We start from the raw sequence: 25,864 nt of genomic DNA, 5'->3' as shown, positions 1-25,864 counted from the left end.
TACCACTCCTTTAATCAAAATTCAGGTGTCTTCGTTTCGAAAAGAAACCGCTGAATCCGACCACGCCGACCATCATCAGAATCAGAACGTACGGCATAGCGTCCATATGAACCCCTGTAGGGATGATTACATCTCTGCTGTTTATGACATCAATGGTAACATCTGCATTGTCAAGTGTTATGGTATATTTACCATTTTCATCTGGTTCTTGTACTACACCACCGATCTTCACTGTCACTTCATAACCCATCGACACTTCCGAAAGTGTCACTACTCCATCTTTCGGCAAGTCAAACATAGTATAGATGCCATCATCGCCGAGGCTAAAATTAGCCGTTTCTCCTGGATAGTGAACGGAGGTGACGCCTTTTTCAATCGTTACCGTGAACGCAAATGTATCTGCTGGATTACTCATGTTTCCGGTTACATTTTTTGTAACCGTAACATCGACTGCTCGTACTGTAACCGTAGCAAAATCTTCCTGACTTACAACACTTCCAGCAGTGTAAGCTCTATTGGTTAATACGTCACCGTCTTTCGCATTCGTATTAATATAAGCTTTCACTTTATAGACAAGAGGAGTGGCAACAGTCAAAGTTTTATTTGTGTCTAAAACCAGCACGCCACTATCGTATTCCGGATCTAACCAGGTGGTTCCGCCATCTTTAGATACTTTAAGAATCGTTAATCCAATAGGTACCGTATCCAGCACATCCATATCAGAGAGTTGATACTGTCCAGTGTTTGTCACCGTAATGGTATAGATGACTTCTTCACCGATGGTTGCAGTGGATTTATCTACAACTTTAACAATTGTATGCTTCAGATCCAGCGTAAAGGTCATACCGTCTATACTAAAACCATCAGCCTGGTTCTGCATACTTAATGTATTGGTTGCCATCAGCTTGTCCGTCATCGGTCCAAGGTTAAAGATAAACATTCTTGTTCCAGGGATCGTCTGTGTACTGCTGTCAGGATAGTTCAAATAGACATTCGTCGTGTATGGAGAGGATGTTGCTCCATCCCAATAAGTTTCATAATCTTGCCATGACAAATTGTATCCCGCAGCCTCATAGCCGTTTAGCATAGGTTCATAAAATCTGTATTGCTGAGCCGTTGCCTTATTGTTATCCAGAATCAAATAGACGTTGTTATCTGTACCAATAAAGACTCCGACTACAGAATAATGGTCATTGGTACTTGTTCCAGATGCAGGAAAATAGTTTATGATATTGTAGGTATACGAAGCAGCCATGATCCCGATATCTCCAGCAGCCAATAATTCATCTTCTATCACTGCTGTGTCCTCTGTTAGTTTGACTGGTTCAGGTATCGTTTCTTCTGTCATCACCGATACTTTGGATAGTTCAGGTTCTGAGATCGGATCGATTTTCTCTATTGGCTCCTCAATTGGTGATTCAATCGGATCTTCGATCGGATCTGCGATTGGCTCTTCGATTGGTTCTTCAATCGGATCTACGATTGATTCATCGATCGGATCTACGATTGTTTCTTCAATCGGCTCCTCAATTGGTTCTTCGATCGGATCCTCAATTGGTTCTTCGATCGGATCCTCAATTGGTTCTTCGATCGGATCCTCAATTGGCTCTTCGATCGGTTCTTCGATCGGCTCCTCAATTGGTTCTACAATAGGATCCTGATTCAGCAGGTCCTCTTCAGGTTCTACATATGTATTCTCTACAACAAAACCCATCACATCAGTTGAAAAATTCTCCAGAGGATCCTGAGAGACGCAATAGAGAATTTCTGTACCAGAGTCATCAAACTTATCAACGGGACTAAACCTGACTTTGACAGAACCATCCGTGATCTCTTTACTTTCGACAACTGTTCCATCTGTCATCAAATGTAAAGTAATATTCGGCATAGCCTCATCTTCAGGTAACCCCGTCCAGATCACTTCAGCAACAAACTCCACAGTTTCACCAGACTCTTCCCCTGCCAGTTCTTCAGCTCTAATATTTCTCATTCCACCTGAAAGAATGGTCAAAATAAAACTGAACAAAACCAGCAAAGCGAAAAAGCCTCTCTTCTTTCTCAACTCGCTTCCAATATGCACTTTCTCAACTCCTTTCTCTAGTTATTGAATTCACAATAAGCCATCTAGTTGAGTTTCCTTTAACAACCTGTATCAAAAAAAAGAACCGCGATAGTTCATATCAGTCACCATATTCATCCGCACTTACTAATAACTGTTACCAGCAATTTGATCGCCTTTATTGTAACACTTATTCGACAATATATCATTGTTTATATAGTTTAATTAACATTAACTTTATAATTATCATAAATATTAATTATAATTTCGATATATTAAAACATTTCGCTTGAAATCATGCTAAATTGAAAATTATTTATGTACTAAGTTAATTATTGACTCAAATAACTCTCTTTTCACTCAAAATAATTTCGAATTCAATCTGCTCTATCATAAAGAACAACAACTCACCTATACCAGGGCCGATAGAGTTTTATTGATTTTTTCTCTTTTAATCAATTTAAACCCGAATCCCTTATAGAGACCACTCCTATAGTTGTGATCAGATTCCAGCAAAAAAGCACCCAGACCCTATCAATCCGAATGCTGACGCTTTCCCTTTTGCTCCTTTTCCCAAGTTTCAGGTCTTCACTATACCGAATTTATCTTCATGCGAAAACCCCTTCTCCATGGGCACAAACGGTATCCCATGAATCATTTTTTGTTCCCCTGTAATGCAGAACCCCATTTTTTCATAGAAAGACACGGCACCCAGCGAAGAATTTGTTGAGATCTTACTGCAAGTCACCTCACCAGAAAGAATTCTATCTTCATAGAACCTGTACAGTCTTTTTCCGTAACCTCTCCCCATATGGTCCACACGCACAAAGAGTAGCGCAAGAAACCCACCTCTGGCACCTAGGACACCCGCAAGGCGGTCCTCTTCATCAAAAGTTCCTGCCAGAATATACTGCTCCTCCCTGATCATGGCTATGAAATCAGACCCCTTCAGCGAATCAAGAAAGACACCTACTCCTCCAGGAGTGCACTCCTTCGCTTCCGTATCAAGAAACACTTCCTTTATAAGAAGAAGCGCATCCTCTACTTCACTGATACTAAGCTCTCTGATTTCCATGGCTCCTTACCTCCCTAAAACTCAAAAGGACAGAACCCTCAGGCTCTGTCCTTTCACCAAATGCCTCAGGCACTTCGTCTCATATATGTTTTTTTCTCATCAGCTTTCCCTTGTCCATGTTTTCGGCACCAGGAGGGCGATGATTGTGAAATGCTCCAGTCTACCCAGCAGCATCACCAGCGACAAGAAGAGCTTGGTGAAGATGGAATAGTCCGCAAAGGTCATGGTAGGACCCACCGACCCGAAGCCAGGACCGATGTTGTTGATGGTGGCAGCCACTGATGAAATGGAACTGATCATGTCCACTCCTTCCAGGGAAACCACCAGCACCCCGATGACAAAAATCACCAGATGTAGCGCAAGGAAGCTGTTGATTCGGGCTATGACTTCATTGGAAACAATCTTCCCACCCACCTTGATGGGGATCAGCGCTCTCGGATGAAAAATCTTGGATACTTCTCTTTTGATGAGCTTCAGGATGATCATGATTCGGATCACCTTCATACCACCGGCTGTGGATCCCGCTGATCCTCCGATGAACATGAGGAAAAACAGAATGAGTTTACTGAAACTCGGCCACTGTTCATAATCCACTGTACTGAATCCCGTGGTGGTCATGATGGAAGCCACCTGGAAGAAAGAATCCCTGATACTTATGAAAACATCTCCCTTGAAGGTCATGAGCAGGTTCACCGCAATCATCACCACCGCAGAGAAGATGAAGAACAGATAAAGCCTCAGCTCCCGGTCTTCCAGGAAATCCTTGTATTTCTTTCTGAAAACCAGAAAATACAGGGAAAAATTGACCCCGGACAAGACCATGAAGATTCCCGTGACGATATGCACATAAGAACTGTAACTGGCGAGAGAGTCATTTCTTGGACCAAATCCACCGGTACCCACTGTTCCGAAGGTGATCACGAAGGAATCGATGAGGTTCACTCCACCAAAGAGTAGAAAAACCAGTTCAATCAAGGTGATTGCGATATAAGTGATGTAAAGCACTCTGGCCGTATCTTTCATTCTAGGCACAATCTTTCCTGCCACAGGTCCTGGAGACTCCGCTTTGAAGATCTGAAGGCTTCCCACCCCCAGAGCCGGCAGCAGCGCCAGTGTAAACACCAGAATCCCCATTCCTCCGATCCAATGGGTCATGGAACGCCAGAAGAGAATCCCCTTATCCAGAGACTCCACATCCGCTATGACGGAGGAACCCGTCGTGGTGAATCCGGATATGATTTCAAAAAGCGCATCCACGTAATGCGGAACGCTTTCCGTCAGATATAAAGGAAGCGCTCCGAATATCGAGATCATCAGCCAGCCCAATGCTACAATGACAATCCCGTCTTTTGCTCTGATCTGATCTTTTCTGCTTTTCACATTCATCATAATAAGACCGATGACCAGCATCACTGCAATGGTCAAAAGAAAAGCGCGTACCGCTTCTCCGCCATGCTGCTGCGATATGAATATCGCAGGGGACATGAGCAGCGACTCAATCAGCAGGATTATCCCTAGTACCTTTATTACGATTCCATAGTTCACTAAACAGTCCTCTCTTTCCAGGTGTAAATAACTTCTTGAGATTTTCAGTGTCTTCCGCAAGAGAGAACACTACAATACGGTCATTGGCTCTGATGACAGAATTTCCGTTCGGGATAATCACCTCACCATTATGCACGATGGCCCCGATGATGATCCCCTTCGGTAAATTGACCTCTTTCAGCGGCTTATCCAGGTATAGCAGGTCTTTTGTCGCAATGATTTCCGTCACTTCACCATCCCCTCCAAGAAGAAGGGATACCGATACAACCTTACCACCTCTGACATATTTGAGAATATTAGACGCAGTAATGTTCACCGGATTCAGCGCCGCATCAATATCCAGCTTATCGATGATTTTCGTATAATTCTTTCTGCTCACTTTGGCGATGGTCTTGCCGACCCCATACTGCTTCGCCATGAGCGCCATCAGAAGATTCTGCTCGTCATAACCGGTGGACCCTATGAAAGCATCCATCTGATCGATGTTCTCTTCTTCGAGAAGATTGACATCCGTTCCATCTCCATGGATGATCAAGACATGCTCGAGAGTCTCCGCAAGCTTCACCGCTCTGTTACGATCCTGTTCCACCAGTGTTGTGGCCACCTTCGCTTTGGACAGTTCCTTAGCAAGATAATACCCTACATTTCCTCCACCGATGATCATGACTCGCTCCATATGCTTGTCATTGCCGATGAGATTGTGGTTCTTGCTTAACTTCAGAAGCTCATCTTCCTTTCCGATGATATGAATCACATCATCCGCCTCGATTTCAGTACTTCCATAAGGAATGATCAGTTTGCCCTGTCTTGAAATCGCCGTGATGATGAGATTTTCGAAATTCTCCAGTTCGTAGAGCTTCTTCCCCACAAAACTGCTCTTATAGGAACATTTGAAATCAATCATCTTCACTTTCCCATCAGCAAAATCTCCTGTATAGAACATGATGTTCTTCAGGAGATACTTTGAAATGGAACTTGCTGTGGCAAAATCAGGGTTGATGATGAGATCGATCCCCAGCTCATGCCTAACGAAATTGATCTGCTCCGTATATTCCGGATTCCTGATTCTAGCGATGGTCTGTCCGCAGCCCAGCTTCTTCGCAAAGGTGCAGATGACCACATTGGTTTCATCATTCTCTGTGGACGCCACCAGAATGTCATACTCCTCGATATTCATTTCCTTCAGCATGGTCACATTGATTCCATTTGCAACTACCGTAAGCACATCCAGATGCTCATTGATCTTCTCGACAACCTTTGCACTGCTGTCTACTAAAGTTACATCCATATTTTCAGTGGTCATGGCTTCAGCGAGCTTTACACCCAGCTTACCCGCCCCGACAATCATTACCTTCATATCTCCTCCATAATGCATGTGTTTTTTTACATTATTGCCATTGTATCATATTATGAAGATATGTCACCCCCCGAAAACAGAAAACCGGCAGCACCAGTGCTGTCGGTCATTTTTCAGTATACAGGCAGGTCAATCCGTGTCATGAGCTCCTCGGGTGAAGCCACCTCATCCGGAGCGTTCAGGTAGGTTTCATAGGCAGGTCCTTTTGTCTTAAGACCCTTTTCTTCAATATATCTGTGCATCTCGCCGTAGGCTTCGACCATCCCTTCATAAGGGCCGATGTACATGCAGGTGACCATCTTGCCTTCTTCGATTTCTCCTGGACACATGTCCCCGTCTCCAGGAATCACATCCTCCACCGGAAACCCGATCTCCACATCCAGATCATTCATATCCTGATTATAGTACGCAACAAATGGAGCCCCTTCTGGTTCAACATCAAGTTCACCAAGGTACTGCCCGATTCGTCTGTAGGATTCACCGATGAGACCCGGCAGATGCGCAATGTCCGTATGCGTTCGTATGCTTAAAACCGGCTGATGGTGCTGCTCTCTGACTTCAATATCCAGTGTTGCCTGTTCCATCTCATTCGCACTCCTTCTCTGTTTTTTCGTCAATATTATATCACGCACCTCTATTTCTGCCATGAACTTTCAGTGAAGAACAGTTTACAAAGCACTTTAAGAATGAAGTAACACGAAAAAACAGCCTGAACAAATCAGACTGTTTCTTAATGGTAGCGGGGGTAGGACTTGAACCTACGACCTTCGGGTTATGAGCCCGACGAGCTGCCAACTGCTCCACCCCGCGATATTATATTGTAAGTTGGTGCTGAAGACCGGAATCGAACCGGTACGGTATCGCTACCGCAGGATTTTAAGTCCTGTGCGTCTGCCAGTTTCGCCACTCCAGCATATGTAAAAGAAATGGTAGCGGAAATAGGACTTGAACCTACGACCCTTCGGGTATGAACCGAATGCTCTAGCCAGCTGAGCTATTCCGCCACATATGCTGTCGCCTCATCTCAGCGACAAAATTAATTATATATCATGCCCCATACCTTGTCAACATTAAAAGCAAAAATAATACCCGGTTCACCCAGGTATTATTTCCCACTTTCATGATTCACTTTGGCAGACTAGGAATTACCCTTTTCTGTTTTTTGTTCTGACTTCCTGTTTCTTCTTGTAGTCAGACATGATTTCTTCACTTTCTTTCATGAATTTAGACATAATATCTTCAAAATCACTGGATGCAGGCTTTTTCTTTTCTGGAGCAGTCCACTCAACCTCTGCAGGTCTGGATGATCTTTTCTGCTCAATTGCGACGCCTTGCTTTATGGATAGACTGATTTTTCCATTATCATCAATTCCTAAAATTTTGACCTGTACCTTGTCGCCTTCTTTGATAAATTCTTTGATGTCTTTAACATAGGTATCAGCTACCTCTGAAATGTGGACTAAGCCCGTCTTTCCGCTTAGGTCTATGAAAGCTCCAAAGTTAGTAATATTTACTACAGTTCCTTCTACAATGTTTCCTACCTCTAAGGTCATGTTAATAAGAATCCTCCTTAAATTTTAAATGAATAAAGTATATAATGAAACCCAATCAGTCACCTGACGAGTCAATTACCGGAATTTCACCTGGTCTCAATAAGCCCAGCCTACTTCTGGCACTTCTTATAGTATAGTCTTCCGTAAGGGTGCTGTCCACCAAATTAGTCAGTTTTTCGTTCTCTTCCATTACTTTTACCAGTTCTTCCTGCTGCAGCGCGATATTCTCTTCAATATTATTCATCATAATCTGCTGTCTATACACAGTGAAAACAATGACGCCTGCAAACAGCAGCAGAGCCAATCTCACGAATACTTTCCCTATTTTCATGGTACTCCTCCAAACATCAGGAGAATCTACTCCTCTTCTTCATCTGTATCTTCTTCACCTTCGAGAATCTCATACATTTCAGATGCCTCGTCTTTTCTCACATGTTCCTGTATTTTCAGCACCTTCGCTTTGATTCCTTTTTCTTTGAATGTGATTTCTATGATATCCCCTTCATTGATTTCAGAACCCGCCTTTGCGATCTTCCCATTGATGGAAACTCTCTTTCCGTCACAGGCTTCCTTCGCTACGGTTCTTCTTTTGATGATACGGGATACTTTCAGGAATTTATCTAGTCTCAACTTCTTCACCTCATTCACAATGAATAAACATAATTTCATTCATTGTGTATATTATATATTTTGATTGCGCCAATGTGAAGTAAAACTTCCCGTTTCAGGGAATATAGCCCTGTTACGAAACACCCTTCCCATCCTCAGATGAAAAAAAGATGCAGAAGAATTCAATCCCCTACATCTTTCCTACTGAGTTTCTGATTTAAGTTATTTTTTCTTCTTAGGTGCAGCCTTCTTCTTCTTAGGAACAACGTTCACCTTTTCTTTGAATTCTTTACCAGGCTTGAAAACAGGTACCTTTGATGCTGGTATCTTGATTTCTTCCTTCGTTCTAGGATTTCTTCCTACTCTTTCTTTTCTGTCTCTTACTTCGAAGGTACCGAATCCAACTAATTGAACCTTTTCACCCTTCTCAAGTGTGCCAACCACGTTATCAAGAAATGCTTTCAGGAAAACCTCAGAATCTTTCTTGGTGAAACTGGTTGATTCAGCTAATGCAGCGATTAATTCAGCTTTGTTCACAATAAATTCCTCCTTGTTTTTGTTTTATAATGGAATCTACTGTTATTATTCCATAAAAAACCCTGAAACCCTTTATTTATAAGCGTTTTTTTTAATTATTTTCTTCTTTTTTGGCCATTTCCCAGTATTTGTCCAGTTTTTCCAGTGGAAGGTCCTTGAAAGTGAGTCCCTCCGCCGATAAAAACGCTTCCATCCTTCGAATTCTATCGATGAATTTATCCGAAGTTCTGTTTAATGAAAGCTCCGGATCCGCTTCCAGAAATCTTGAAAGATTCACCACCGAGAACAGAAGATCACCCAGTTCTTTCCCGACCTTCTCAGAATCCTCCTCCGCCATGGCCTCCTTGATCTCTTCAATCTCTTCTTCCACTTTTTTGAACACATAGGAAATCTCGTCCCAGTCAAATCCGTATTTTCTGGCCTTCTTCTGAATCTTTTCCGCCCTGGAGAGACTCGGATAGTATTTTGAGATACCGTTTAGCGAATCACTGAGCGACTCCTCTTTCTTTTCCTTCTTCTTCAGCTCTTCCCACTGAACCAGCACCTCATCCGCTGTCAGGTCCTTCTCTTTATTGAAGACATGCGGATGCCTGTACACCATTTTCTCCGACACGATCCGAATGACATCATGCACCGTGAATTCTCCTCCCTCTTTCCCGATGGTGGAATGAAGAAGAATCTGGAGAAGCACATCTCCAAGCTCCTCCGCCAGAGCGTCATAATCCTTCAGATCCACCGCCTCCAGAGCCTCGTAGCTTTCCTCAATGAGATACCTCCTGAGCGATTCATGGGTCTGCTCCCTATCCCACGGACATCCATTCTCACGATCCCTGAGACTTTCAACAATCCTCATGAAACTGTAGAAATCATACCTCCCCTTCAATGGAGGTACATATACACTGGTCAGATCATCCACATCTTTCTGTCTGTCCAGCTCATAAAGAGGGATTCTTCTAAGCACCTCTTCGTCCGTTCCGGCAGCTCTCACATAGATGATCTCATTCTCATCATCCATATACTGCCCCAGAGCGATCTTCACCCTACCAGCGATATAGGGAGAGAACACCTGGGTTATGATGGTACCCTTGGAAAAATCAGGTGTTTCCTCCTCTATCGTCAAGGCATCCACAATGCGCATCCCTTCAATGGGATCAATCTCCAGCGCTTCCAGCATGGTATCCACAAAACTTACAGATGGATGGATCTTATAGGATATCCCCGCCTCCCTGCAGGCCTCCAGGATCAGAACGACAGACTTCTCCGCCACCAGAGGATGCCCCGGCACCGCATAGATCAGCTCTTCTTTTTCCGCAAGGTTTAAAATCCTCTCCTTGATCCCTTCATAGACATCCTCAAACCTCTCCGCCTTCTCATACAGGAAATCGAATGTCTCAAAAGCGATTCCTTTCTCCTTCAGATAAGCCACCGTAGGGTGTTTTTCCGTTCTCAGATAAAGCGGATATTCCCCCAGAAGCTTCACCGCCCCCAATGTCAACGCATCGATATTCCCTGGGCCTAAACCAACGATATGTATCATCTTTTCACCTCTATTTACTTTTGCGCCCATGGCACAAATATACTAGGACAATTATATCACAGCCTCCAATTTTATGAAGAAAAGAAAGAACTCCGATCTCGCATCCGTCATAATATCCGATTCCATGAAGGCAGAATGTAAAATCAAAAATCACCTTTAACCAAAACACAAACCAACCCCAGAATAAAACACATGCTGTTTTCAAAAAATCACTGACTTTGATCAGAAAGTATCTTGTTTTTGCTTGATAATCATAATATTATCCTCTCCCCTGATTTTGCGCTTCTCGCAAAAACCGCCAGATTAAACGATAATTATTATCCTTAAAATATATAGAAATTGACTTCTATTATATAAATAGCAATAAACTTAGAATGACAATTAATTATCATAAACTCGAAAGATTGTTTCAAGTTTTATTTAATGAAACTCGTTTTTAGTTCACAAAATATTTATATCATGCGCCTTTTTTTACTCCGATATTAAAAATAATACAGAAAACCGCATAAAATTAATAAAATATTAAATAATATCCCAGATTTATTCGGATAATCATTATCTCAATCATGTTATATACAATCCTGCAGTGAATAATCCTATGTTTACAGTGAATTCACCGTAAATTTATCGACTAATTATTAATAATTATCTTTTCAGATTCAAATTATATTGATAAGCTATGTCGAATAACGTAGAATATGGGTATAAGGTGACAGCGTGAACAGCAGGAATCCTCAAAGACTCATGTGAAATACGATAAACAGACATATCACAGTTCATTCCTGTCATAATTCGACACACAAAAACAAAGGACGGTGAAAGAAATGAAAGTCGGCAAAACTCTACGGACGCTATTAAGTTTTTTCATTGCATTCGCTATGGTTTTCCCTGGTGCGATTAAAGTCAATGCTGCGGATCACAGCTATCCATACGATGTACAGAATAATATCATTCTCGATGCAGACATCACAGGCACTTCCACCAACGACCATACTTATGCCAAAGCATTCTGGACCAATGGTTCCACTGTATACCTCATGGTTGAAAGCACCCATGACGCAGAAGCCATCGTTCTGGAAAACGGCGGAAACTCTTACAGATCCACCACTTTTACTGCATATCCACCCGGCGATACCGTGACTGTAGATAAGACCTACTATCCCAACGAAACCCAGGGTAACACCAAGGATGCTCACCTGAGCGTTTTTGAATTCCCGTTAAGCGAAATTCTGAAGCTTGGTGTAACCGGCGGCAGTTACGCGATCACCTACGAATCCGAGCAGGGTCTGGGACACTGGATCTACGGAACACTGAAGATCTATATCCCCCGGGCAAAGGTCGAGGTCACTAAGACCTGGAAAGACGGCCCTATGGATGATGTATCCATTCAGCTTTACAGAAAACTGAAGGATGCAGATGACAGCACCTACAAACCTGTCGGAAGCCCATTCACTCTGACCACCGCAAATCCCTCCAAGACCATTTCCGATCTGGACTTTACAGATAATATAGGAAGAATCTATACCTATAGCGCTAAGGAAGTCGACCTGGGAGAAGGCTATGTATCCGAAGTAAACGTAACCGGTCCAACTCTAGTCAATGGTGTTCAGGTATTTTCAGTAGCAATCAAGAACACTTATACACCACCTAAGACGGACATCAAAGTGACGAAGGTATGGAAAGACGACAACGACACATCATCAAGACCATCAACATTGACCTACTACTTATATGCTGATGATGACACAGAACCAGTAAGAACGGAGACAGTAAACAGTCCGAACTGGAATTACACATTCATGGGTCTTCCAAAGACCCAGCTTGACGGCACACTCATCAAGTACAGCGTGAAGGAAGCTCCTGTCCCTGGATACGAAACCTCCATCGACGGACTCACCGTGACCAACACCAGGTCCGAATTGACCGACGTGGATGTCATGAAGCTCTGGAAAGACGGAGACGATCCATCCGGCAGACCTTCCATGGTCACTTTCAACCTCTTTGCCAACGGAGTGAAAATCGATTCTGTTGAACTCACTTCCACAAAGAGCTGGAAACACACTTTTGAAGATCTGGATAAATATGACGAGAACGGTAAGCTCATCAAGTATACCGTAACCGAAGATGCCGTAACGGGATATACCCCTACCATCGACGGACTGACCATCACTAATCTTCGAGTCGGTAAAGTCGACATTCCAGTAGAGAAATTCTGGAAAGATGACGGACCTGACGGAAGACCCGAATCCGTCACCATCAACCTTCTGGCCAACGGCGATGAAGTTGCTGAGAAGAGCATCACAGCTGCCATGGACTGGAAGTACACCTTCTCTCAGATGGAGAAGTATGACGAGAACGGAAAGCTCATCACCTATACCATCAAAGAAGATGCTGTAGAAGGCTATAAGAGCGTAGTGGAAGGATACAAGGTCACAAACACCAAGGTTGGAACCACCGATGTCAGGGTTTCCAAAACGTGGCTCGATGACAACGCTCAAGACGCCAGACCATCAACCATCACCATCTACCTGCATGCAGATGGAAAACAGGTGGATTCAGCAGAACTCGACGCTGAAGGAAGCTGGACATATACCTTCAAGGATAAACCGGCATACACAGCAGACGGAAAAGCCATCACCTACACCATCACAGAAAAAGCCGTGGAAGGCTACAGCAGTACCGTCAAAGGCTTTGAAGTGATCAATGTGAGAAAAGGCAAGACCGAAGTATCCGTGGAAAAGATCTGGAAAGACGATGATGTAACCAGTGAAAGACCTCAAAGCATTCTGGTCAACCTTCTCGCCAATGGTGAAGAAGTGGATGAAATGGCCATCACAGCAGCGATGAACTGGACATACACCTTCAAGGATCTTGAGAAGTATGATGAAATGGGTAAAATGATTGCCTATACCATTACAGAAGATGACGTCGCCGGATACACCTCAAGCGTAAATGGCTTCACCATCACCAACGTAAGATCGGCCCTTACTGATATTCCGGTTGAAAAACTCTGGAAGGATGAAGGTCCTGAAGAAAGACCTGAATTCATCACCATCAACCTGCTGGCCAACGGCATGAAGGTTGACAGCATGGAGGTCACCGCAGCCATGGAATGGATGTACACCTTCATGGACGTACCGGAATTCGATGAGAACGGAAAGAAAATCACCTACAGCGTAACAGAAGACAGCATCAGCGGATACAGCGGAAAAGTGAATGGATTCACCATCACCAACACAAGAACCGGCGACAGAGACATCCCGGTTCAGAAGGTATGGCTGGATGGAAATGATCCTTCCGCAAGACCAGAGAGCATCACAGTAAGTCTTCTCGCCAACAAAACAGTCGTCGACACCGCACAAATCACCAAGGAAACCGGATGGACCTACCTATTTGAAGACAAACCGATCTATGATGAGAACGGAAAGATGATCAGCTACACCATCAAGGAAAAAGCGGTTGATTTCTACACAAGCAGCGTAGACGGATTCACCATCATCAACACAAGAACCGGCGAAATCGACATACCTGTAGAAAAAATCTGGCTGGATAACGGCACAAGAACCATAGATAAAATTACTGTTAATCTATACAAACAGGTTATGAGTCAGCCCCCAATGGACAGGACTGTAGAAATCGTCACCCCATCCGCCATTGCACTGGTACTGGTGGATACCCTGGAACTCAGTGCTGACAATGAGTGGAAAGACACTTTCATGGATCTGCCTGAATTTGATGAAAACGGCTACCTGATCGAGTACTCCCTGGAAGAAATCCCAGTGGAAGGATACAGCACCTCCATCATGGAGAACGAAGATGGAAGCTTTACCATCACAAACCTTCGAACAGGCATCACAAGCGTAAGCGGAACCAAGTTCTGGATGGATGAGGAAGGCACCAACCTGAGACCTGAATCCATCACAGTAGAGCTTCTCCAGAACGGTGAGTTCTACAAGAGCATGGACGTCTCAGATGTGGAAGGTCTATGGGCATACAGCTTCAAGGAACTTCCAGAGTTTGATGACAAGGGTATGGCTTATGTATACAGCATCAACGAAGTATCCGTACCTGGATATGAAACAACCTATGACGGATTCGACATCTATAACCTGAGAACCGGCGAAATCGACATCCCAGTGGAGAAGATCTGGCTGGACAACGGCGAAAGAGATATAGAAGAAGTCACCATCAACCTGTACAGACAGTTTGCAAACCCACCACTGACGGATATGAACACCGAGCTTGTCACACCATCAGCAGTATATCTGGAACTGGTAGAGACCCTGGTGCTAAGCGAAGACAACATGTGGAAAAGCACCTTCGAAGACCTTCCTGAATTTGACGAGATGGGATACCCCATCGAATACATCCTGGAAGAAGAAGCAGTGGAAGGCTACACAGGGTCCATGACCATGAACGAAGACGGCAGCTACACCTTCACGAACCTGAGAACAGGCATCGTCGACATCGAAGGCGTAAAGACCTGGTATGATGCAGATGAAGCAGACAGACCGGAATTCATCACCGTGATCCTTATGAGAAACGGAGAAGAATTAGACAGAATGGACGTCTCGGAAATGGAAGGAACATGGACATACAGCTTCACAGACCTTCCAGAATTCGACGAAGAAGGCATCGCTTATCTCTATGAGATCGACGAACTTCCAGTGGAAGGCTATAACACCATCATCGTAGGATACGACATTCAGAACACAAGAACCGGCATCACCAACGTGAACGGTGAGAAGACCTGGGATGACCTTCTGAACAGACCGGAAGCCATCACCATCAACCTGCTTCAGAACGGAGTGGAAATTGATGATATGGTTGTTGAAGAGAACGAAGAAGGCAGATGGCTCTATAGCTTCACAGATCTTCCAGAATTCGACGAAGACGGCATCCCATATACCTACACTGTAGAAGAGGATCCTCTTGCAGGATACGAACCTACCGTAGAAGGCTACAACATCATGAACAGACAGCTAAGAGGTACCCTGCGTATCGTGAAGACCGATGATTTCGACGAAGCCGTTGAAGGTGTCATCTTCGAAATCGAAGATGCAGAAGGCCTGCTCATCGACACAGTTTCCACTGATGAAGATGGTATCGCAGAAGTCGTATTACCACTTGGAACCTATACGATCACAGAGATCTTCGCTCCAGAAGACTACATCATGGACGATGAAGAAAAGATCGTCATCATCGATGAAGACGGAGAAACCGTAGAACTCACTGTTGTGAACATACTGGAAATCGAAGAAGTGGAACCACTTCCACTACCTAAACCAAAACCAACACTACCAAAGACCGGTGCACAGGGAAGCTTCCTCTGGTACGGAATGGGCGCCATCCTTGCACTGGCAGGATTCACACTACTCAGGAAGAAAAAGACTTCCATCTAGTGTAAATCAAACTGAATAGGCTCAAAGGGACTGCCCAGGCAGTCCCTTTCCTTTTCCTGTCGATCCAATGCCTCACGAAATATCCGTCATACGAAAAACAGCCTGTCAGGGGAAATCCCCTGACAGGCTGTCTGTTTAGTTCTCTAGTTATCTGATTCTGTCTTCGTAGATCTTCACATTGTATTCTTCTTTCCACTCTTCCATGGAGGAAGCATACTTCTCGTTCTTCATTTCTGTCTGAAGATTGGAGTTGATGGATACTTCCACTTCTTCAAGAGACTGCTGCACAGCTTCCTTCTGAACGCCATCCACCTTGATGATATGGTATCCTGCTGAGGACTTCACCACATCGGAAATCTCGTTCTCTTCAAGCGCCTTCACATGTTCCATGAAATCAGCATACAGCTCCTGATTGTCGTAAGCATAGTATCCGAGAAGTCCGCCCGCTTCCGCAGACATGTCGTTTCCGAATTCCTCCGCCGCTTCCGCGAAATCCTTTCCGTCTTCCTTGATCATCTTCAGCACTTCTTCCGCTTCCGCCTTGGCAGCATCATCTGTTCCAAAGTAGATGTGATAGATGTTTGCTCCAGGTGGTGTCATGAAGGCTTCCTTGTTCTCTTCGTAGTAAGCCTTGACGTCATCTTCTGTCACAGTCACATCTTCCATGAGCTTCACATAGTAGTTCTGTCTGATGACATCTTCCTTCACGAACTCATAGTAGGTCTCTTCTGTGAAACCTGCATCTTCCAGAGCCTTCTCATAAGCGCCTTCTTCCGCCTTGTACGCCTGCTTCACCTGCTCGATTCTTTCCTCGATGGCTTTGGTGATTTCTTCGGTATCCGTTTCCATGCCGGATTCCTCCACCTTCTTGTCGATGATCTTCATCTCCACGAGGCTGTTCAGGATATCCACCTTCAGCTGCTTGACGACCTCTTTTCCTTCTTCCTGCTCCAGAATATCTTCACCGTAGGTGACCTTCAGGCTGTCCATATAGGAAACCGCTTCTGTATCGACATCCTTCTGGGTGATCTTTTCATCGCCTACTTCAGCAAGGACAGTTCCTTCGATGGATTCTGGCGTTTCTTCCACCAGTCCGCATCCTGCAAGCGCGATGGCTAATACAGATACAGATAGGGTTGTGAGCACTTTTTTCTTTAAACTAATCAAGTTGATTCCCTCTCTTTTTTCATCTACTTTTTCTGACTTATTCATTATAAACTCTTTATGTTACATTTCGTTGACACATTTTAATATTATATAGGCTTTAGGCCTCTTTTGCAACTGCGTCCGCTTCTATGAGCTCCTTCATGAGCCTGGTCAAAGCATCCATGGTCTGGTATTTTTCCTTTTCTGTGATTTTGAATGCCACAGCAGGTTCCTTTCTCTGGAACTCTGTTCTTGCTGCATACTTCTTCAGGAATACATCCACCTTCTCCGGTGTCAGTTTCTCGGAAGAGGCGAAGGTGATCAGGATATCCCTGCCGCGGTCTCTAATCTCCAGCACGCCGGCACGGTTCGCATAGAACTTCAGTCTTGCGATGTCCATGAGATTGTACAAGGAGTCCGGTATATCACTGAAACGGTCCAGAAGCTCTTCCTTGATGTCCTCATAGTCCTCTTCGCTCTCCATGGAGGCGATTCTCTTGTAGACTTCAATCTTATGGGCTTCTTCCGCAATATAGGAAGACGGAATATACGCATCGATCTTCATGTCGATGGTGGTGTCCACCTTCTCTTCCATGATTTCTCCCGTGATCATCTTGATGGCTGTATCAAGCATCTTCACATAGAGGTCATACCCTACCACAGACATCTGCCCATGCTGCGCTTTACCCATGAGATTTCCCGCGCCTCGGATTTCAAGATCCCGCATGGCGATCTTGAATCCCGAACCAAGCTCTGTGAAGTCTTTCAGTGCACGAAGCCGCTTTTCAGCCACTTCAGTGAGCACCTTGTCCTTCTTGTAGGTCAGATACGCATAGGCGATTCTGTTGGTTCTGCCCACTCTGCCTCTCAACTGGTAGAGCTGTGACAGTCCCAGCTTGTCGGCATTGTCCACGATGATGGTATTGACGTTCTGGATGTCCATGCCTGTTTCGATGATGGTGGTGCAGATGAGAACGTCCGTCATGTTCTCCATGAAGTTCTTCATGGCATTTTCCAGCTCTCTTTCATTCATCTGACCATGGGCCACATCAAACACCACTTCCGGCACCAGTTTGGAAAGGTAGCTGTGCACCACATGGATATCATCCACTCTGTTATGCACAAAGTACACCTGTCCATTTCGCGCCTTCTCCCTGAGGATGGCATCTCTTACCAGCTGCTCGTTGAATTCCACCACATAGGTCTGGATGGGATATCTTTCATCAGGAGGCGTCTCAATAAGGGAAATATCTCGTATACCCGATAAGGACATATGGAGGGTTCGCGGAATCGGCGTCGCCGAGAGCGTAAGCACATCCACGTTCTTCTTGGCGCTTTTCAGTTTCTCCTTATGGGCAACCCCGAATCTCTGCTCCTCATCCACGATGAGCAGACCCAGGTCCTTCCACTGAACACTCTTGGATAGAATCTTATGGGTTCCGATGAGGATGTCCACATTGCCTTCCTTGAGCTTTCGCAGGGTCTCCTTCTGCTCCTTGGGATTTCTGAATCTGGAGATCATATCCACTTTCATGGGGTATCCCTTGAATCTCTTGCGGAAGGAATGATAGTGCTGCTCGGCAAGGATGGTGGTGGGTACAAGAACAGCCACCTGCTTGGAATCCATCACGGCCTTGAATGCCGCTCTCATGGCCACTTCCGTCTTTCCGTATCCCACATCTCCGCAGAGCAGTCTGTCCATGACCTTGGCTTCTTCCATGTCCTTCTTGATCTCTTCAGCGGATTTCAGCTGATCCTCTGTTTCTTCATAGGCAAACTCGTCCTCAAACTGTTTCTGCCACTCTGTATCGTCACTGAACTGATATCCACGGACCTTTTCTCTTTCCGCATAGAGCTTCACCAGATCCTCCGCGATCTCATCCACAGAGCGCTTGACTTTCGCCTTGGCTTTGCTCCACTCCTGACCCCCGAGCTTATTGATCTTGGGGTCTTTGCCTTCTGTCCCGATATAGCGCTGGACCATATCCAGCTGTTCCACCGGTATGAACAGTTTATCGTTTCGGTCATACTGGATTTCAAGATAGTCTCTTATGAGCCCCTGGGCTTCCAGCTGTCTGATGCCAAGAAATACACCGATTCCGTGATTCACATGAACGACGTAATCGCCTTTCTTCAGCTCCGTGAAGCTGTTGATCTTAGCAAGACCTTTGCCCTTGTTGATCTTTTTCTTCTTCTTCCTTTTGGCTTCTCCAAAGACTTCCTTGTCTGAAATAAGCGCAAGCTTCAGGTCCGGAAACTCGAACCCTCTCAGCTGATTTCCAAAGGTTATGACTACATTAGCATAATCCAGCGTGCTTAAAGTATCCTTATAGACGGATTCGATTCCCTTGTCTCTGAGGACATCCACAAGCCGCTCTCCCCTGGGACGGGTTCCTGCAAGAATCACCACCGTGTAGCCTCTTTTCTTCTTTTCCTTGATGTCTGCGATCAGCATATCCAGCTGACCCTGATAGTTGTAGATGGTCATCTGATTGAAGCTTACGAGGGCTCTGGGTGGAAGAAAACGCTCCGTCTTCTGGAACTGATTGAGGGTGATGACCTCTCCGTCTCTCAGGGTGTCGATGAGAAAATCCTTGTCGATGAGGATATCCCCCTGGGTAGGCATAATCTCACCACGTGCAAGGAACGCCTCATAATCCTCCCTGAATTCCATATAGGTGGACTCCAGTTTTCCTAGGGAATTGGCAGTATCATCTATGATGATCTTTCCTTTTCCGATGAAATCGAAGAACGTGGAAGGCTGGTCGAAGAAATAGGGAAGAAAGGCATCCACATTGTCAAAGAACATGCCTTCCTTCAGGTACTCCAGATTCGAAGCCGTATGGCTTTTCAGTTTCTCCAGGGCTTCCTTCTCATAACCTTTACGCTTCGCCTTGTTTCGAATAATGGAATCCAGCTCACTTTGTATGGCTTCCGCCCCTTTTCTCATGCGCTGCTCATCCAGAATAATTTCCTTGGCAGGGAAGATTTCAAAGGAATCCACCTGCTCAATACTTCTCTGGGTTTCCGCATTGAAAGTTCGTATGGAATCGATCTCGTCCCCGAAGAGCTCGATTCTATAGGGAAGCTGGCCATCCGGCGGAAACACGTCGAGAATCCCTCCTCTTAAGGCGAATTCCCCTTTCCCCTCCACCAGTTCCGCTCGGAAGTACCCGGAGCTTGTGAGTTTCTGCGCCAGATCCTTGAGATCGATCTCCATGTCCTTCTCTATGGTGAAGAAATACTCCCTGAAATAGTCAAAAGGCGCATAGGTGGACGCCAGAGCTTCAATGGTGGTCACGATGATCTTCTTCTTTCCATTCATGAGCTCCTTCATGACCTTCAGTCTTTCCCACCTAAGGTCTCCGGAAATGGCATCTATGTTATAGAAAACCGCTTCCTTCGCAGGAAAGTAATAGACCTCGCTCTCATAAAGCAGCAGATCTTCATAAAGGTTTTTGGCATCCATGTCTTTTGAGGCAAACACAAACAGGCTTTCCTTTTCCTTTCCGAAGAGTGCAGAAATGAGGAAAGCCTTCGCCGACTCCGAAACCCCATACACGCCTACGGGATATTTCCTGTCTTTTATTCCATTGCGGAGCTCTTTGAAGGTCTTGTCCTTGTAGAGCTCCTGTCTTAATCCTTCCAGTCTCATCTATTTCACCTACTCCGCTATAAATCCGTTGTATTCACTGATGGCTGAGTCAATTCCGTTCTCCAGAATGGCGATGACGGCATCCCTGGACGCAGAGAGACTCTGGTCCATCCTCTGTACTTCTTCTTCCGTGAACTTTCCAAGCACATGCTTCACCATATCCTGCTTCGGCGCACCCACGCCTACTTTGACCCTCGGGAAGTTTTCCGTCGTCAGATGGAGGATGGTGGACTTGATGCCGTTATGTCCTCCGGCGCTGCCTTTTTTTCTGATCCGGATCTTGCCCACTTCCAGGCTCACATCATCAAAGACCACAAGCACTTCTTCCGGCAGTAGCTTGTAGAAGTCTGCTGCTTCTCTGATGCTTTCTCCCGATAGGTTCATGTATGTCTGGGGTTTCAGAAGTACCACCTTCTCGCTGCCGATCCTTCCTTCCGCCACTTTACCTTTGAATTTATTTCTGTCAAACTGTATGCCAAGCTTGTCCGCAAGCCTGTCCAGGACCATAAATCCTGCGTTGTGTCTTGTATGTTCGTAATCTTTTCCTGGATTGCCAAGTCCTGCTATTAGATACATGTTTAACCTCCTGAACGTGAAAATACGAGGAATCTTCTCTTCGAGCGTGATTCCCTGTTTTTCTTATTATACTATCTTTACGGGTTTTTGCTAAGTGCGGCTTCCATTTTGAATGTTTTACACAGGAGCAGCCTTTTATTTCCCTTTAGCCTCATAGTTTACATCAAAAGAAGGGACTGTTACAAGCCCCTTCCTCATACTTTATTTAGTCTACTGCGGTGCCGTAGAGCGTGGCATCCACTTCAATGATCTCATTCACTCTCTGATAACGGATCTTCACGATGTCGCCCACTTTTTTGTTCTTGATGTACTCATCCAACGTGGTAGCTGTCTCGATGGGATTCCCGTCGATGCTGAGAATGATATCCGTGGGCCGCAGTCCTGCTCGGTCCGCTGTTCCCTCCGGCGCGATTCTCTGCACATAGAAGCCTGTTCCGATCTCCGGAATATCCGTGATCACATCCCCGAAGACACCGATGAACGGCAGCAGCTCTTCTCCTGTGTTGATGAAGGATCGGGTGATGCTTCTTGCCTCATTGGATGTTATGGCAGCGCCAAGGCCGCTCTGAAGCCCTTCCGTCAGTCTCAGGCTATTGATGCCCACCACTTCACCTTCCATGTTCACAAGGACCCCGCCGTTGTTTCCATGATTGAGGATGGCGTCGGTTTCGATTGCATAGACCTTCACTTCCCGCTCATCATAGGTGGTGGTGTGAAAGGCTTTGTTCACCGTGGAGATGACACCGAAGGTCACTGTACCGCGTTCGCTTTCTCCGAAGGGATTGCCCATGGCGATGACGCTCTGGGCAGTACGCACGGTGGTGGAATCAGAGAAGTTCGGAGGTCTGAGACCGATGTTCTCCACACGAATCAGCGCTACACCGATGGTCGCATCCCGCCCGATGAGCTCCGCCTGATAAATTCTGTCGTTGTCTCTGTCCGTTCTGACGTAGATCATTTCTTCCGCATTTTCCACTGCACCATAAGGCACAAGAATATATCCCTGCACGTTCATGACGACCCCAGTATAGACATTGTCATAGGCATCTTCATAAAAAAGCTCCGGGTTGTTTGTGACACCTACAAGAGAAGTGGAGAGATCCGCATAGACCTCTCTGATCTTCGTTCTGTCATAGAAGGAGCTTTCGAAATTATCCAGAGACTTTCTCAGCACCTGGGCGAAATCGCTGTTATCGTCTATGACGAAGGCGTCCGAATGGATTCTTCTCGCCACGAAAGTGGCCGTCAGAAAAGAAATCAGTACCACCAAGACCGATAAGGATATGAACTGGAGGACTCCGCCTCTGATTCTTGATCTCTGGTCCTGCCTGTATTTGATTTCTCCTGTTCTTGTCTGCTCTTTCAGAACATCCTGCTCTACACTATTTTCCTTGTCACGATTCTTATTCTCTTCCATATTACACTCCTAGGTCATGCTCAGCGTGAAGGTGAACAGGACACCCTGGCCTTTGTTTTCCACCCAGATATCTTCACCGAACTGCGTGATGATGTTTCTGACAATAGGCAGTCCCAGACCTGTGGATACTTTGTTGGTTCTCGATTTATCACCCTTGTAGAATCTGTCCCAGATGTACTTCATATCTCCCTCAGGGATCGGTGTACCATCATTATAGACACTGACATGGACTTTCTTGCCTTTGCTCTTGGTCTGAATTCTGATGTTGCCGTTGTCCGGGCAGTGCTTGATGGAATTATCCACCAGATTCGTGATGACCTGAATCAGTCTGTCGCGATCTCCTGCCGCATAAAGATGGTCCCCTTCCAGGGTCACATTCACCTTCAGGCCCTTATCGTCGATCTTCGTCTCGAATCTTCTGATGCAGACTTTCACGATTTCATTGATATCCAGCTCCGTGAGCTTGAAAGAAAACTTTCCCGATTCCATGGCGGAGAGATCCAGAAGATCGTTGACCAGTCTTGTGAGTCTCTGTATTTCATCATAGACGATCTTCAGATAATATTTCTCCTTGTCCATGGGAATGATTCCATCCAGAATGCCCGCAATGAATCCTCTCATGGAGGTGATGGGTGATCGCAGTTCATGGGAGATGTTGGACAAAAAGTCTCGCCTGTTCTTGTCTGTCTGTTCCAGGGACTCCGCCATGCTGTTGAAGGACTCGGAAAGCTGTCCGATCTCATCGGTGGATGTGACCAGCACTCTCTGGGTGACTTCACCTTTGGAGATTTTCCTGGCGATGGTATTCAGCTCCGCCAGGGGCTTGAAGAGCATCCTCTGTGCGATGTAGTAGATGAGAATCACAGAAAGAAGCACCGCCGTGGCCGTGATGGTCCATATTCTCACATAGATGTCATTCAGCGGTTCCCTGATGGTCTCCAGCGGCGTATAGACAACAATGGCGCCCTGATAGCTCATGCCCGATCGCACCGGTTTTATGAATAATGACATCTCCTCATTGGTTATGGGATTTATTTCCCCATTGATTTCAATGGAATTGCCCTCTACCAGCCGGTCTCTGTCCGGAAAGTTGAACCTCGTGAAAACAAGGCTGTCATAAGCCTCGTTGGTCACAAAGAAAATATATCCCGAGGCATCCACCAGAAGAATATCCCCTTTTTCAACCCCTTTGATCAGAGACAGGTTACGAAGCAGCTCCGTATCATCAATTTCCTTATTCAGATACAAAGGAACACTGGGGGAGGCCAGCGCTGTCGTCTCCTCCAGATCCTCTCTGTTTTTTTCCAGAAAATAACTTTGGAACCACATGGAAAGAACAACAGCTATCAATACATAACCAATGGTGACCACCAGTGCGAAGGTGGCTACCAGTTTTGTAACTAGAGAACTGTTTTTCATGTTCCTAACCCCTTCTTATTTGACTTCAAACTTGTATCCTACGCCCCACACAGTTTCCAGCTGCCAGTTGGGACCGCCATGAAGTTTTTCTCTGAGTCTCTTGATGTGCACATCCACGGTTCTGGAGTCTCCAGGATAGTCGTAGCCCCAGACCTCGCAGAGCAGCTGTTCTCTTGTGAACACCCTGTTCTTGTTGGAGGCCAGATGATAAAGAAGTTCGAATTCCTTCGGCGGCATCTTCACATCCTGTCCCTTGTAGACCACATTGTAGGAATTCACATCCACGTTCAGCTCAGGGAAGTTCAGCACTTCCTTGCCGCCGCCGTCGGTATTGAACCTTCTCATGACAGCCTTGACACGGGCCACCACTTCTTTCGGCTCAAAAGGTTTCACCATATAGTCATCTGCGCCCAGTTCCAGTCCCAGCACCTTGTCAAAGGTGTCACCTTTGGCTGTGAGCATGATGACCGGTGTTTCATAGTCTTTTCTGATCCACTTCAGCACATCCACTCCATCGATATAAGGCAGCATGATATCCAGAAGCACAAGGTCCGGCTTATAGTCCACAAATACTTCCTGAGCAACCTTGCCATCACCTGCCACCTTGATGTCATAGCCTGAGCTCTGCAGATACATCTTCAGCACTTCACTTATGTTCTCATCGTCATCGACAATCAGAATTTTTCCTATTTTACCTTCCATTTTTTAATCCCCTCTCTTTTTTGGATATTCCTGTTCATGACGATTCATGAACATTACTTACTTTCATGATATATGATTTTCAGACTAAAATCATATACTTCACAATTAATTCATGCAACGGGGCAATTGTTAATAGATTGTACTTATTATAATCTGTTAAAATTTAAAAAATCAAGTTTCCGCTCATCTCTGTACTGGCGTTTTCAATCAGTATGCATATTATAATCATGTATCCACTTCTGGATATCTTCTAATAATTAATCTGATTTTAACCCATATTCAGATTATTTAGTCTATAATATACGTGAAAATCCTAACAGCAGGAAGGGGAAAATCAATATGATCATCGAAGTGGAAAATCTGAAGAAAAGTTATGGGAAGCTGCTTGCCCTGGACAATCTGAATCTCGCCATTGAAGAAGGAGAAGTCTTCGGTCTTCTGGGACCCAACGGTTCCGGGAAGACCACCGCCATCAACTGCATGCTTTCACTGCTTCATTATGATGCGGGAAGCATCCGCATCTTCGGGCAGGAAATGACGCCCGAATCCTATGATCTGAAAAAGGACATCGGAGTGGTCATGCAGAATGTGGCCGTCTTTCCCGAGCTCACCGTTGAAGAGAACGTCGACTATTTCTGCGGTCTCTATGTACCGGACAGGAAGGAGCGGAAGGACCTTGTAAATGAAGCCATCACCTTCACAGGCCTGGATGAATTCAGGAAGTTCATTCCGAAGAAGCTCTCGGGGGGACTGCTTCGCAGACTGAACATCGCCTGCGGCATCGCCCACAAACCGAAACTGATTTTCTTGGATGAACCCACCGTGGCGGTGGATCCGCAAAGCAGAAACAGGATCCTGGAAGGCATACTGGAGCTCAACAGAAAGGGCTCCACCATTGTCTACACTTCCCACTACATGGAGGAAGTGGAAACTCTCTGCTCCAGAATCATGATCATCGACAAAGGGAAAGCCATCGCCACAGGAACAAGGGAGGAACTGAAGTCCATGATTCACCTGGGAAAGAAAGTCTCCTTTGAAGCGGAAGAGATCACCGCCGTGCAGATCGAACTTCTGAAAAATCTGCCTGGTGTGCACAGCGTCGAGCAGAGCGGGCATACCGTCCATCTGAAATCAGATGAGGAAAACGGCATTCTGGAGAAGACCCTGGCCTTTCTCAAAGATCAGGACATCCGCTACACCAACATCTATTCGGAAATGCCTACCTTGAACGACGTATTTCTGGAAATCACCGGCAAAGAGCTTCGGGACTGAGGT

The 25,864-nt window shown here is 45.4% G+C and carries 18 protein-coding genes and 3 tRNA genes; 2 read left to right on the top strand and 19 right to left on the bottom strand.

Features of this window, described 5'->3' with window-relative positions:
• Window positions 1–10: 10 nt before the first annotated feature.
• The 13 genes from J3A84_RS08275 to yabN form a co-directional block, all read right to left on the bottom strand.
• Window positions 11–2,080, bottom strand: coding sequence for a Cna B-type domain-containing protein (locus tag J3A84_RS08275; RefSeq protein ID WP_207599538.1), 2,070 nt, complete (start codon window positions 2,078–2,080; stop codon window positions 11–13).
• A gap of 559 nt (window positions 2,081–2,639) precedes the next feature.
• Window positions 2,640–3,134: a GNAT family N-acetyltransferase gene (locus J3A84_RS08270; RefSeq protein WP_207599537.1), complete on the bottom strand. Its 495-nt coding sequence runs from the start codon at window positions 3,132–3,134 to the stop codon at window positions 2,640–2,642.
• A 99-nt stretch (window positions 3,135–3,233) separates the two neighbouring features.
• Window positions 3,234–4,679, bottom strand: coding sequence for a potassium transporter TrkG (locus J3A84_RS08265; RefSeq protein WP_207599536.1), 1,446 nt, complete (start codon window positions 4,677–4,679; stop codon window positions 3,234–3,236).
• Window positions 4,630–6,036, bottom strand: coding sequence for a Trk system potassium transporter TrkA (gene trkA, locus J3A84_RS08260; RefSeq protein WP_207599535.1), 1,407 nt, complete (start codon window positions 6,034–6,036; stop codon window positions 4,630–4,632). The genes J3A84_RS08265 and trkA overlap by 50 nt, the downstream gene beginning before the upstream one ends.
• A gap of 113 nt (window positions 6,037–6,149) precedes the next feature.
• Entirely contained in the window at window positions 6,150–6,620 is a 471-nt protein-coding gene (locus tag J3A84_RS08255) for a GyrI-like domain-containing protein (protein WP_207599534.1), read from the bottom strand.
• Between the two features lie 150 nt (window positions 6,621–6,770).
• Window positions 6,771–6,846, bottom strand: a tRNA-Met gene (locus J3A84_RS08250).
• Window positions 6,847–6,862: 16 nt separating this feature from the next.
• A tRNA-Leu gene (locus J3A84_RS08245) sits at window positions 6,863–6,949 on the bottom strand.
• Window positions 6,950–6,963: 14 nt separating this feature from the next.
• Window positions 6,964–7,040 (bottom strand) — tRNA-Met (locus J3A84_RS08240).
• A 141-nt stretch (window positions 7,041–7,181) separates the two neighbouring features.
• Window positions 7,182–7,589 carry a S1 domain-containing RNA-binding protein gene (locus J3A84_RS08235; RefSeq protein WP_207599533.1) on the bottom strand — a complete coding sequence of 136 codons (408 nt, stop codon included), beginning with the start codon at window positions 7,587–7,589 and terminating at the stop codon, window positions 7,182–7,184.
• Window positions 7,590–7,644: 55 nt separating this feature from the next.
• On the bottom strand, window positions 7,645–7,920 hold the full coding sequence (locus J3A84_RS08230; RefSeq protein ID WP_207599532.1) for an FtsB family cell division protein: 276 nt from the start codon (window positions 7,918–7,920) through the stop codon (window positions 7,645–7,647).
• Window positions 7,921–7,946: 26 nt separating this feature from the next.
• Window positions 7,947–8,219 (bottom strand): RNA-binding S4 domain-containing protein, encoded by a 273-nt coding sequence (locus tag J3A84_RS08225; protein ID WP_207599531.1) that lies wholly within the window; start codon window positions 8,217–8,219, stop codon window positions 7,947–7,949.
• A 201-nt stretch (window positions 8,220–8,420) separates the two neighbouring features.
• Window positions 8,421–8,735, bottom strand: coding sequence for an HU family DNA-binding protein (locus tag J3A84_RS08220; protein ID WP_207599530.1), 315 nt, complete (start codon window positions 8,733–8,735; stop codon window positions 8,421–8,423).
• 91 nt (window positions 8,736–8,826) lie between these two features.
• Entirely contained in the window at window positions 8,827–10,272 is a 1,446-nt protein-coding gene (gene yabN, locus J3A84_RS08215; RefSeq protein ID WP_207599529.1) for a bifunctional methyltransferase/pyrophosphohydrolase YabN, read from the bottom strand.
• Window positions 10,273–11,096: 824 nt separating this feature from the next.
• Between yabN and J3A84_RS08210 the strand changes: the two genes are divergently transcribed.
• The gene (locus tag J3A84_RS08210) at window positions 11,097–15,674 is read left to right on the top strand and encodes a Cna B-type domain-containing protein (protein ID WP_207599528.1); all 4,578 of its coding nucleotides are present in this window, start codon (window positions 11,097–11,099) and stop codon (window positions 15,672–15,674) included.
• A 147-nt stretch (window positions 15,675–15,821) separates the two neighbouring features.
• Here J3A84_RS08210 and J3A84_RS08205 read toward each other — a convergent pair whose 3' ends face one another.
• The 6 genes from J3A84_RS08205 to J3A84_RS08180 form a co-directional block, all read right to left on the bottom strand.
• Window positions 15,822–16,841 (bottom strand): peptidyl-prolyl cis-trans isomerase, encoded by a 1,020-nt coding sequence (locus J3A84_RS08205; RefSeq protein WP_207599527.1) that lies wholly within the window; start codon window positions 16,839–16,841, stop codon window positions 15,822–15,824.
• 97 nt (window positions 16,842–16,938) lie between these two features.
• Entirely contained in the window at window positions 16,939–20,475 is a 3,537-nt protein-coding gene (mfd, locus tag J3A84_RS08200) for a transcription-repair coupling factor (RefSeq protein WP_207599526.1), read from the bottom strand.
• 9 nt (window positions 20,476–20,484) lie between these two features.
• On the bottom strand, window positions 20,485–21,051 hold the full coding sequence (gene pth / locus J3A84_RS08195) for an aminoacyl-tRNA hydrolase (RefSeq protein WP_207599525.1): 567 nt from the start codon (window positions 21,049–21,051) through the stop codon (window positions 20,485–20,487).
• 205 nt (window positions 21,052–21,256) lie between these two features.
• Window positions 21,257–22,468, bottom strand: coding sequence for a S1C family serine protease (locus J3A84_RS08190; protein ID WP_207599524.1), 1,212 nt, complete (start codon window positions 22,466–22,468; stop codon window positions 21,257–21,259).
• Window positions 22,469–22,477: 9 nt separating this feature from the next.
• Window positions 22,478–23,887 carry a sensor histidine kinase gene (locus J3A84_RS08185; RefSeq protein ID WP_207599523.1) on the bottom strand — a complete coding sequence of 470 codons (1,410 nt, stop codon included), beginning with the start codon at window positions 23,885–23,887 and terminating at the stop codon, window positions 22,478–22,480.
• 15 nt (window positions 23,888–23,902) lie between these two features.
• The gene (locus J3A84_RS08180; protein ID WP_207599522.1) at window positions 23,903–24,589 is read right to left on the bottom strand and encodes a response regulator transcription factor; all 687 of its coding nucleotides are present in this window, start codon (window positions 24,587–24,589) and stop codon (window positions 23,903–23,905) included.
• Window positions 24,590–24,928: 339 nt separating this feature from the next.
• Between J3A84_RS08180 and J3A84_RS08175 the strand changes: the two genes are divergently transcribed.
• On the top strand, window positions 24,929–25,861 hold the full coding sequence (locus J3A84_RS08175) for an ABC transporter ATP-binding protein (protein ID WP_207599521.1): 933 nt from the start codon (window positions 24,929–24,931) through the stop codon (window positions 25,859–25,861).
• Window positions 25,862–25,864 lie beyond the last annotated feature (3 nt).

Origin of the sequence: Proteiniclasticum aestuarii (assembly GCF_017368455.1) — a bacterium.
Lineage (GTDB): Bacteria > Bacillota > Clostridia > Clostridiales > Clostridiaceae > Proteiniclasticum > Proteiniclasticum aestuarii.
Note: the sequence above shows the minus strand (reverse complement) of the source record. Positions and strands in the feature narration are given on the sequence as shown.

Bases quoted from the DNA above. Each gene is read 5' to 3' on its own strand.
- J3A84_RS08270 (WP_207599537.1), bottom strand. From the start codon at position 3,134: ATGGAAATCAGAGAGCTTAGTATCAGTGAAGTAGAGGATGCGCTTCTT.
- trkA (WP_207599535.1), bottom strand. From the start codon at position 6,036: ATGAAGGTAATGATTGTCGGGGCGGGTAAGCTGGGTGTAAAGCTCGCT.
- J3A84_RS08255 (WP_207599534.1), bottom strand. From the start codon at position 6,620: ATGGAACAGGCAACACTGGATATTGAAGTCAGAGAGCAGCACCATCAG.
- J3A84_RS08235 (WP_207599533.1), bottom strand. From the start codon at position 7,589: ATGACCTTAGAGGTAGGAAACATTGTAGAAGGAACTGTAGTAAATATT.
- J3A84_RS08230 (WP_207599532.1), bottom strand. From the start codon at position 7,920: ATGAAAATAGGGAAAGTATTCGTGAGATTGGCTCTGCTGCTGTTTGCA.
- yabN (WP_207599529.1), bottom strand. From the start codon at position 10,272: ATGATACATATCGTTGGTTTAGGCCCAGGGAATATCGATGCGTTGACA.
- J3A84_RS08210 (WP_207599528.1), top strand. From the start codon at position 11,097: ATGAAAGTCGGCAAAACTCTACGGACGCTATTAAGTTTTTTCATTGCA.
- mfd (WP_207599526.1), bottom strand. From the start codon at position 20,475: ATGAGACTGGAAGGATTAAGACAGGAGCTCTACAAGGACAAGACCTTC.
- pth (WP_207599525.1), bottom strand. From the start codon at position 21,051: ATGTATCTAATAGCAGGACTTGGCAATCCAGGAAAAGATTACGAACAT.
- J3A84_RS08190 (WP_207599524.1), bottom strand. From the start codon at position 22,468: ATGGAAGAGAATAAGAATCGTGACAAGGAAAATAGTGTAGAGCAGGAT.
- J3A84_RS08185 (WP_207599523.1), bottom strand. From the start codon at position 23,887: ATGAAAAACAGTTCTCTAGTTACAAAACTGGTAGCCACCTTCGCACTG.
- J3A84_RS08180 (WP_207599522.1), bottom strand. From the start codon at position 24,589: ATGGAAGGTAAAATAGGAAAAATTCTGATTGTCGATGACGATGAGAAC.
- J3A84_RS08175 (WP_207599521.1), top strand. From the start codon at position 24,929: ATGATCATCGAAGTGGAAAATCTGAAGAAAAGTTATGGGAAGCTGCTT.